Origin of the sequence: Streptomyces griseomycini (genome assembly GCF_014203535.1) — a bacterium.
Classification (GTDB): Bacteria; Actinomycetota; Actinomycetes; order Streptomycetales; family Streptomycetaceae; genus Streptomyces; species Streptomyces griseomycini.
Genome location: NZ_JACHJI010000002.1, coordinates 437,309 through 447,146 on the forward strand (window position 1 = coordinate 437,309; position 9,838 = coordinate 447,146).

Genomic DNA, 9,838 nt, shown 5'->3' on the forward strand with positions numbered 1-9,838 from the left:
GAGGGGAAGGTGAGGGGGTGGTGCGGTCCCAGCCGACCGGTGCGGTCCCAGCCGACCGGTGCGGTCTCAGCCGACCGGTGCGGGCAGGCTCGCCAGGTGGTCGACCAGGGCGAGCAGCGCCTCCTTGGCGTACTCGCGCCGCCGGACGTCGCCGATCAGCAGCGGCACGTGCGGGTCGAGGTCGAGGGCCTGCCTGATCTCGTCCGCCGTGCGGGTGTTGTGGCCGTGGAAGCAGTTGATGGCCACCACGAAGGGGATGCGCCGGCTCTCGAAGAAGTCGATCGAGGCGAAACTGGTGTGCAGGCGCCGGGTGTCCGCGATGACCACCCCGCCGAGGGCGCCGTTGACCAGGTCGTTCCACATGAACCAGAAGCGTTCCTGGCCCGGGGTGCCGAAGAGGTACACGACCAGTTCGTCGTTGATGGTGATGCGTCCGAAGTCCAGGGCGACGGTCGTGGTCTCCTTGTCCCCGGCCCCGGCGAGGTCGTCGACGCCGATGCTGGCCTTCGTCATGTACTCCTCGGTGCGCAGCGGTGCGACCTCGCTGACCGCGCCCACCATGGTGGTCTTGCCCACGGCGAATCCGCCGGCGATGAGGATCTTGACGGCGGCGGGGGCCGCCTGACTGGGGGTCATGGGTTCTACAGTCTCCGGAGTCCGTCACGAACGGCGGCCAGCAGGTCCGGGTCGGCGCCGCCCGCCGCCCAGGCCACCGTGATCGGTGCCCGCGCGGCGAGCAGGCCCTGGCCGACGAGGTCCGCGAGGAGGATCTTGGTCACCGACACGGGGAGGTCGAGTGCGGCGGCGACCTCGGCGACGGCCGCGGGACGGCGGCAGCGTTCCAGGATCCGGCGGTGCTCCGGCTGGAGCCTGCCCGGGCGCACCGGCACGCCGCGCTCGTCGCGCGGGTCGTCGAGGGTCGTGAGCACCGTGATGAGCGTGAGGTCGTCCCGTTCGGGAGCGGTCCGGCCGCGGGTGATGGTGTACGGGCGCACCATGCTCTCCGCGCCGTCCTCCCCGGGGTCGTCGTCCTCCCAGTCCGGGTTCACGCGCCGGTTCCCTGCCCTGTGCCGAAGGCGTCGAACTCGCCGCGGACCGCGGTGCCGAGCTTCTGCCCGACCTGCTGGACGAGGTTGTGCATGGCGAGCGACATCACCTCCGCGTCGACCTCCTGGGAGGCGACCACGGCCAGGTGGGTGCCCTGGCCCGCCGAGATGATGAAGAGCCACAGGTCGGCGAGTTCGACGATGACCTGGTGGACGACGCCGCCGTCGAAGAGCTGACCGACCCCGCGGGCCAGGCTCTGCTGGCCGGTGCAGATGGCGGCCAGCCGTTCGGCGTCCGCGCGGGAGATGCTCCGCGAGTGGCTCACGACCAGGCCGTCGTCGGACAGCAGGACCGCGTTCCTCGTCTCGGCGACCGAGTCCACGAGGCCGTCGAGGAGCCAGTCCAGGTCCTGGTGGGTGGCGGTGGTTCGTGTCATGACCGTTCTTCTTCTCTCATCACTTGGCGAGGTGCGGTGGGTTCGGGCGGCGTCGGGGTCCGTCCCTCGCGGGCCGCGCGCGACCGGCGCTGGAACGCGCCGATCGTCGCCCCGGCGCGGCGCGGTACGGGACGCAGCAACGGGTCGTCCTGCCAGCGCGGCGGCCTGGGCAACGCGGCTCCGGCGGCGGGGTCCACGCGCAGTTCGTCGACGAGGCTGGCCTGGCGCACCCGGCGGGGCAGCGGGGCTTCGTCACCGGTCAGGTCGGGGGCGCCGTCGGCGCCCGCGCCGGCGTGCGGTGCGCCGGGGGCGGGACGCGGGTCCCCGGCCTCGCCGGGGCGGGCCGGCGCGGTCCCGTGCGGCGCGTGCCCGGCCCCGTGCTCCCGGGCCGGGGCGGACGTGTGGGCGTCGTACGTCCCGTGGGGCCGGTACGGGTCCCGGGGCGGGTCCCGGTGCGGCTGCGGCTCGGGTTCGTGGGACGCCGGTCGCATCGGGTGCAGCGCCGTGACGTCGGCCATGGCCCGTCCCCGGCCCCGTACGGGCAGCTGCTCCTCGGCGCCCGATGCGGGACCGGCCGGGGCGGGAACCGGGGCAGGTGCGGGAGCCGGAGCAGGTGCGGGCGCGGGTGTGGGCACGGCCACCGGGCCCTGCCGGGGGGCGGGGACGGTGAGGTCGGAGGGGACGAGCACGACCGCCCGTGTGCCGCCGTACGCGGACGCGCGGAACTCCACTCCCAGGCCGTACTGGCGTGCGAGGTGCGCGACCACGTGCAGGCCCAGACGGATGTCGTCGGAGTGGGCGAGGACGTCGAGCCGGGGCGGACGGGCCATCAGCTCGTTGGCCTCGGCCAGCCTGTCCTCGTCCATGCCCAGGCCGCGGTCCTCGACCTCGATGACCAGGCCGCGGCTCACCTCGGTCGCCCTGACCTCGACCGGGCTCGACGGGGGAGAGAACGCGAGCCCGTTCTCGATCAGTTCGGCGAGCACGTGCGCGACCGGGCCGACGGCCCGGGCCGCGAGCCAGGGCCCGCCCTCCAGGTCGATCATCACCCGCCGGTAGTCCTGCACCTCGCTCTGGGCCGAGCGCATCACGTCGAGCAGGGCGACCGGCTTGCGCCACCGCCGGTGGGGCGTACCGCCGGAGAGGATGACCAGGTTCTCCTCGTAGCGCCGCAGCCGGGCGGTGAGGTGGTCGAGGTCGAAGAGGCCGTCGAGGACCTCGGAGTCCTCGTGGCGGCGCTCCATCTCGTCCAGCTTCTTGAGCTGCTGTCCGATGAGCTGCTGGGTGCGGCGGGCGACGCGCTGCAGCAGCCGCTCGAACCCGCGGTGCTGGTCGGCCTGCTTGACGGCGGCCTGCAGGGCACTGGTGCGGGCGAGGTTGAGCGCCGTGCCGAGCCGGGTCAGCTCGTCGGTGGTGCGGCCGGTGTCGTCGGGGCGGATGGCCCGCGCCTCGGTCTCGACGTCGATGCGCTCGCCCTGCGCGAGCCGCTCGACGACGTCGGGCAGGGCCGCCTCCAGCTCCTCGGCCTGCCGTTGCAGGCTGCCGATGCGCTGTCGCAGGCTGCGGGTGAGGCGCCACGTCGTCCAGATGACGGCGACGACGGCGGCGAGGCCGACGACGGTGGTGATCACCATCCTCCGGAGCAGTGCCATCACACTGCTCTTGCCCCGTTCGCCCACCAACGCGGTCCGGTGCTCGAGGAGTTCCTCGAGCTTCGGGGTGAGGGTGTCCATCGCCCCGCGCCAGGTCCTCCGGTCGGCGTCGAGGACGACCGTGCCGCCCGCGTCGGACCCGCCCCGGCTCAGCACCGTCCGCTCCACGCGGGTCTTGTTCTTCCACGCCGCGCTGTCGACGATCCGCCGCCACATGGCGCGTTCGTCACCGGGCAGCTCGGGGTCGACCTTGACGGTGTGCAGGAACGACTGCGCGGCGACCGCGTCACGGAACTGCCGGAGCTCGTCGGCGGTCAGCGTGCCCCCGTCCCGGCCGCGGGCCAGGAGCGCGTCCGAGCGGGAGATCATCTCCTTGGCCCAGAAGAGGTCGACGAGCGGCTGGGAGAGCACGGTGATCCGGCCGTTGTCCACGTGGCTCAGGGCCGTGAACAGCTCGAGGTCGACGGCGATCAGGTCGGTGTAGTACCGGTACACCGCTTCCTGCTGGTCCTGGTCGCCGGTGTCCACCAGGGAGCGCTGCGCGGGCAGCCGGTCGATCGCCGTGCGCGCCTCGGTGACCGCCTCCCTGATCTCCCGGGGGGCGGCACCGGCCGAGGACAGGTCGTCGGAGAGCGTCCGGAAGACCTCCACCGCCTCGTCGGTCGACTCCCGTTGCCGCGCCAGCGCCTCGTCCGCCCCGTCGTGTCCGGCGAGGACCTCGGCGGACAGCCGCCGTTCCTCCTGGAGGTTGTAGTAGACGATGTTGGACGGGTTTCCGGCCTTCTCCGCCAGCATGCCCTGGTCGGCCTGCCGCTGGAAGTCGAGCAGGGTCTGGCCGCTGGTGACGGCCCAGAGGGCGGCCAGCGCGATCCCGGGAACGAAGGCCAGGACGAGGAGAGCCGTCCGCAACGACATGGTCGTCGAGGCGGTCCGTCGTGAGGCACGCGTGCGCAGGTCGAGCTCCCTTGACGTGGGCCGGCTTTCACAACCGGACGGGTTCAGTCACAGAATGTGCCGCGCGCATACTAATCACACTGCGCATCCGTGCACCCACGCGGGGGCGACGCCTCGAGGGCGTCCGGACCCGGGTACTTCGGCGACGCGTTCCACGCCCCGGGCGTGAGGCGCGTCGCGGGGACCGGCGCCGGCGAGGTCCGGACGGCCGGCGCGGAAAGGCGGGGGTGGGCCTGCCGCCGCGTTCCCCGTCGGGGCGGACGGAGGACGGCGACAGGCCCGGAACCCCGCACGCCGTTGTGCGGGGCCCCGCCGGTGTGTCCCGCGGCCGGCCGTGGCGTGACGATCGCTGGTCAGGGCATCCTCATACCGACCGGCCGCGGAGTCTGTGCGGGCGTCAGCCCAGGCGCTTCACCAGCGCGTGGTACTGGTCCCACAGCTCCTTGGGCGTGTGGTCGCCGAAGGTGTTGAGGTGGTCGGGGACCAGCGCGGCCTCCTCGCGCCACACGTCCTTGTCGACGGTGAGCAGGAAGTCCAGGTCGGCGTCGGAGAGGTCCAGGCCGTCGGTGTCCAGCGCCTCCTTGGTCGGCAGGACGCCGATCGGGGTCTCGACGCCCTCCGCCCTGCCCTCCAGGCGCTCCACGATCCACTTCAGGACGCGGCTGTTCTCGCCGAAGCCGGGCCAGACGAACTTGCCGTCGTCGTCCTTGCGGAACCAGTTGACGTAGTAGATCTTCGGCAGCTTGGACTGGTCCTTGTCCTTGGCCACGTCGATCCAGTGCCCCATGTAGTCGCCCATGTTGTAGCCGCAGAACGGCAGCATGGCGAACGGGTCGCGGCGCAGCTCGCCGACCTTGCCCTCGGCGGCGGCGGTCTTCTCGGAGGCCACGTTGGCGCCGAGGAAGACGCCGTGGTTCCAGTCGAAGGACTCCGTCACCAGCGGTACGGCGGTGGCGCGGCGGCCGCCGAAGAGGATCGCGGAGATCGGCACGCCCTTGGGGTCCTCCCACTCCGGCGCGATGATCGGGCACTGCGCGGCGGGGGTGGTGAAGCGGGCGTTGGGGTGGGCGGCCGGGGTGCCGGACTCGGGGGTCCAGTCGTTGCCCTTCCAGTCCGTCAGGTGGGCCGGGGTCTCCTCGGTCATGCCCTCCCACCACACGTCGTTGTCGTCGGTGAGGGCGACGTTGGTGAAGACGGAGTTGCCCCACAGCGTCTTCATGGCGTTGGCGTTGGTGTGCTCACCGGTGCCGGGGGCGACGCCGAAGAAGCCGTACTCGGGGTTGATGGCGTACAGGCGGCCGTCCTCGCCGAAGCGCATCCAGGCGATGTCGTCGCCGATCGTCTCGACCGTCCAGCCGGAGACGGTGGGCTCCAGCATGGCGAGGTTGGTCTTGCCGCAGGCGGACGGGAAGGCGGCGGCGACGTACTTGGACTCGCCCTGCGGCGGGGTGAGCTTGAGGATCAGCATGTGCTCGGCGAGCCAGCCCTCGTCGCGGGCCATGACGGACGCGATGCGCAGGGCGTAGCACTTCTTGCCGAGCAGGGCGTTGCCGCCGTAGCCGGAGCCGTAGGACCAGATCTCGCGGTCCTCGGGGAAGTGCGAGATGTACTTGGTCTGGTTGCAGGGCCAGGGGACGTCCTCCTGGCCGGGCTCCAGCGGGGCGCCGAGGGAGTGCACGGCCTTGACGAAGAAGCCGTCGGCACCGAGCTCGTCCAGGACCGGCTGACCCATCCGGGTCATGGTGCGCATGGACACGGCGACGTACGCGGAGTCGGTGATCTCGACGCCGATGGCGGACAGCGGCGAGCCCAGCGGCCCCATGCAGAAGGGCACGACGTACATGGTGCGGCCGCGCATGGAACCGCGGAACAGGCCCTTCTCACCGGTGAAGATCTCCCGCATCTCGGCGGGTGCCTTCCAGTGGTTGGTGGGACCGGCGTCCTCCTCCTTCTCGGAGCAGATGAAGGTCCGGTCCTCGACGCGGGCGACGTCGGTGGGGTCGGAGGCCGCGTAGTAGGAGTTGGGGCGCTTGATCGGGTCGAGTTTCTTGAAGGTGCCCTTGGCGACGAGCTCCTCGCACAGGCGTTCGTACTCGGCCTCTGAGCCGTCGCACCAGACCACCTGGTCCGGCTGCGTCAGGTCTGCGATCTCGTTGACCCAGGAGATCAGTCCCTGATGGGTGGTGGGGACGCTGGGAGCCGCGATGTCGCGCGCCACGATTGCTCCTAAATGAGGGGTTTTTTGTTTGGAGGCCCCGTGGGGGCTGCGACCCGGATGCTTGACCGTGAGATCTTGGGCGCTCATCCGGTGCCGACCGCACTCATTTGATCATCCGACGTGAGCGCCCATCTGTCCAGAGGAGCGCACAGGTGAGCAACGTGACGCTGACCACGGTCTCTCCTGCCGTTTTACGTTCACGTTGGGTCGGCCTGACCGTTTCTTTGCGTGACGATTCCGTGGAGCCGTGTGAGACGATGGCCACTCCGGGCACCCAACGCGGTGCACTGACCCGTAACTTACGGTTCCGTAGGTACGATGCCGCCATGACTGCGCTCGCCCCCGACGCGCCACCGGACCCGCCGGCCGACGGCCGCGGCCCGGTGGCGACCTCCCTGCCGCACCCGGTCAAGCCCAAGCTCCGCGGGTGGCTGCACCTCGGCATGTTCCCCGCCGCCCTGGTGGCCGGACTGGTCCTGACCGCCTTCGCCGACTCCCCCCGGGGCCGCCTCGCCTGTGCGGTCTACGCCCTGACCGCCTGCCTGCTGTTCGGCGTGAGCGCCCTGTACCACCGGGGCAACTGGAGCCCCCGCATGGACGGGGTGCTGCGGCGGCTCGACCACGCCAACATCTTCCTGATCATCGCGGGCACCTACACCCCGCTGACCATCCTGCTGCTGCCGGACTCCAAGGGGCAGTGGCTGCTGTGGGGCATCTGGGCCGCCGCCGCCGCGGGGATCGTCTTCCGGGTCCTCTGGGTCGGCGCCCCGCGCTGGCTCTACACCCCCTGCTACATCGCCATGGGCTGGGCGGCCGTCTTCTTCCTCCCGGACTTCCTGCGCACCGGCGGCATAGCCGTGCTCGTCCTGGTGGTCGTGGGCGGCGTGCTCTACAGCGCGGGCGGGATCGTCTACGGCATCAAGAAGCCCAACCCGTCACCGCGCTGGTTCGGCTTCCACGAGGTCTTCCACTCCTTCACCCTGGCCGCCTTCATCGCGCACTACGTGGGGATCTCGCTGGTGGCGTACCAGCACGCGTAGGCACTCGTCCCCACCGGGTCCGGGCCGCGGCGTCGACGCCGCGGCCCTCTTCGTTTCCCGCGCCCCGGCGCGACACGCGGACCACACCTTCGTTGACACCGGACACCTTTTGACAGTTACTCTCACTTCATGGCCACTGTCACTCCGCAGAACGCCGCGCACGCCGACCCCCGCCGCTGGTGGGCCCTCGGCGCCCTGGTCGCGAGCATGCTCACGCTCGGCTTCGACCTGACGATCCTCAACGTGGCGCTGCCGACCATGGCCGCGCAGCTGGAGGCGAGCACGGGCGAGCTCCAGTGGATCGTGGACTCGTACATCGTGGTGTTCGCGGCGCTGATGCTGCCCGCGGGGCTCCTCGGCGACCGCTTCGGGCGGCGCCGCATGCTCGTCGTGGGGCTCTGCGTGTTCCTCGCCGGGTCCCTGGCCGGCGCCCTGACCGACGCACCGGGACTCGTCGTCGCGGCCCGCTCGGTGATGGGCCTCGGGGCCGCGCTGGTGATCCCGCTCGGGCTGTCCGTGCTGCCGTCGATGTTCGGCGCGGAGGAGCGCGGCAAGGCGGTCGCCGCCGTCACCGCCTCCATGGCCGCGGGGATGCCGCTCGGACCGCTCGTCGGCGGGCTGCTGCTCGACCACTACTGGTGGGGCTCGGTCTTCCTGGTCAACATCCCGATGGCCGCCGCCGGCATCGCCGCCTGCCTGTTCCTGCTGCCCGAGTCCCGCGACCCCTCCTCCCCCAGGGTCGACGCGCTGTCCACGGCGTTCAGCGCGCTCGGGCTCGGGGCGCTGGTCTTCGGCATCATCGAGGGGCCGGCGCGCGGCTGGACCAGCGCCTGGGTGCTCGGCTCGTTCGCGCTGTCCGCGCTGCTGCTGGCCGGCCTCGTGGTGCGGGAGCGGCGCGCCGCGCGGCCCATGCTCGACCTCGCGCTGCTCGGACGGCGCGTCTTCCTGTTCAACGTCCTGGCCGCGACGCTCGGCACCTTCGTCTTCTCCGGGCTGCTGTTCCTGCTGCCGACGTACCTGCAGGAGGTCGGCGGCAGCGACGCGTTCGGCACCGGGCTGCGGCTGCTGCCGATGATGGGCGGCCTGCTGGTCGCCGCGCGGGCGAGCGCACCGCTGGTGCGGCGGTCCGGACCGCGGCCGGTGGTCGGTACGGGGCTGGCCGTGCTGTGCTTCGCCGCGCTGCTCGGCTCCCGGACCGAGCCGGGCGACGGCTACGGGTTCACCGCCGTGTGGCTGACCGTCGCGGGCCTGGGCTTCGGCCTGGCGATGGTGCCCGCGATGGACGCGGCGCTCGGCGGCATCCCCGCCGACGAGGCGGGCAGCGGCTCCGCCCTGCTGATGACGCTGCGCCAGGTGGGCGGCGCCGTCGGCATCGCCCTGCTCGGCAGCCTCGTCGCCGACGTCTACGCCGGCCGGCTCGACACGGCCGGGCTGCCCGCCCCCGCCGCCGAGGCCGCCCGGGAGTCGCTGAGCGGGGCGCACGCCGTCGCCGGGCGGCTGGACCTGCCGGCCCTCGCCCGCTCCGCCGACGCGGCGTACCTGGACGGGATGTCCCTCGTGCTCGTGGTCTGCGGGATCGCGGCGCTGGTGACCGCGGCCCTGACCGCGCTGTTCCTGCCGAATCCGCGCCCCGCCGCCGCCCCGGCGGCCGGACGGACGCCGGACGGACCGGACACCGCCGTCCCGGACCGCTCGGACCGGCAGGACCACCCGGGCCTCCCCGGCCAGCAGGACCGGCCGGACCTCCCCGGCCAGCAGGACGGGCCGGAGCCGACCGGAGCGGGGTCCTCCCCGGCCGTGGTCCGGCGGACGGCGGATGACGGACAATGACGGCATGACCACGGCACGAACCCCTGTTCCCGAGGCGGCCCGCCACCTGGGCCTGCGTGAGCGGAAGAAGATCAAGACCCGCATGGCGATCAGGGAGGCCACCTACTCCCTGGTCAAGGAGCAGGGGTACGACGCCACCACCGTCGAGCAGATCGCGGACCGCGCCGAGGTCTCACCGAGCACCGTCTTCCGCTACTTCCCCGCCAAGGAGGACATCGTCCTGACGGACGAGTACGACCCGCTCCTCGAGAAGCTGCTGCGGGAACGCCCGGCCGACGAGCCGGTGCTGGAGTCACTGCGCTGGGCGATCCGCGAGGCGATGGCGATGGCGCTCACCGACAACCCGGCCTACGAGCAGGACGAGATGCTGCTGCGGGTCCGGCTGATGGTCGAGGTCCCCCAGGTGCGCTCGCGGCTGATGGAGAGCATGTCCGTCACGGGCCGCCTCGTGTGCCGGGCCCTCGCCGAGCGCACCGGGCGCCACGAGAACGACCTCGAGGTGCGGGTCTACGCCATGGGGCTCATGGGCGCCCTGCTGGAGGCGATGATCTACTGGGTCGAGGGCGACTGCCGCGACGACCTGCCGGAGCTGATCGACCGCACGCTGGCCACCTTCAAGGACCTCCCCCGCCGCTGAGGCCCGGCCCCGGAGCCGGAAAGC

At 72.2% G+C, this 9,838-nt stretch carries 8 protein-coding genes; 3 read left to right on the top strand and 5 right to left on the bottom strand.

Translation table 11 applies throughout. The features are described 5' to 3' along the window. Positions 1 to 66: 66 nt before the first annotated feature. The 5 genes from FHS37_RS06550 to FHS37_RS06570 form a co-directional block, all read right to left on the bottom strand. Positions 67 to 636: a GTP-binding protein gene (locus FHS37_RS06550; RefSeq protein WP_184818083.1), complete on the bottom strand. Its 570-nt coding sequence runs from the start codon at positions 634 to 636 to the stop codon at positions 67 to 69. A gap of 5 nt (positions 637 to 641) precedes the next feature. Further along, positions 642 to 998, bottom strand: coding sequence for a DUF742 domain-containing protein (locus FHS37_RS06555; RefSeq protein ID WP_184818783.1), 357 nt, complete (start codon positions 996 to 998; stop codon positions 642 to 644). A 47-nt stretch (positions 999 to 1,045) separates the two neighbouring features. Further along, on the bottom strand, positions 1,046 to 1,483 hold the full coding sequence (locus tag FHS37_RS06560; protein ID WP_184818084.1) for a roadblock/LC7 domain-containing protein: 438 nt from the start codon (positions 1,481 to 1,483) through the stop codon (positions 1,046 to 1,048). Then, positions 1,480 to 4,050: a sensor histidine kinase gene (locus FHS37_RS40435; protein ID WP_184818085.1), complete on the bottom strand. Its 2,571-nt coding sequence runs from the start codon at positions 4,048 to 4,050 to the stop codon at positions 1,480 to 1,482. Before FHS37_RS40435 ends, FHS37_RS06560 begins: the two co-directional genes overlap by 4 nt. 436 nt (positions 4,051 to 4,486) lie before the next feature. Further along, positions 4,487 to 6,307 carry a phosphoenolpyruvate carboxykinase (GTP) gene (locus FHS37_RS06570; protein WP_184818086.1) on the bottom strand — a complete coding sequence of 607 codons (1,821 nt, stop codon included), beginning with the start codon at positions 6,305 to 6,307 and terminating at the stop codon, positions 4,487 to 4,489. A 326-nt stretch (positions 6,308 to 6,633) separates the two neighbouring features. On the opposite strand from FHS37_RS06570, the gene trhA reads away from it, so the two are divergent. From trhA to FHS37_RS06585, 3 genes are all read left to right on the top strand, one after another. After that, on the top strand, positions 6,634 to 7,347 hold the full coding sequence (gene trhA / locus FHS37_RS06575) for a PAQR family membrane homeostasis protein TrhA (RefSeq protein ID WP_184818087.1): 714 nt from the start codon (positions 6,634 to 6,636) through the stop codon (positions 7,345 to 7,347). Positions 7,348 to 7,476: 129 nt separating this feature from the next. Beyond that, positions 7,477 to 9,177, top strand: a complete 1,701-nt coding sequence (locus FHS37_RS06580) for an MFS transporter (RefSeq protein WP_229889990.1) — start codon at positions 7,477 to 7,479, stop codon at positions 9,175 to 9,177. A 4-nt stretch (positions 9,178 to 9,181) separates the two neighbouring features. Beyond that, positions 9,182 to 9,814 (top strand): TetR/AcrR family transcriptional regulator, encoded by a 633-nt coding sequence (locus FHS37_RS06585; protein WP_184818088.1) that lies wholly within the window; start codon positions 9,182 to 9,184, stop codon positions 9,812 to 9,814. The last annotated feature ends 24 nt before the right edge of the window (positions 9,815 to 9,838 follow it).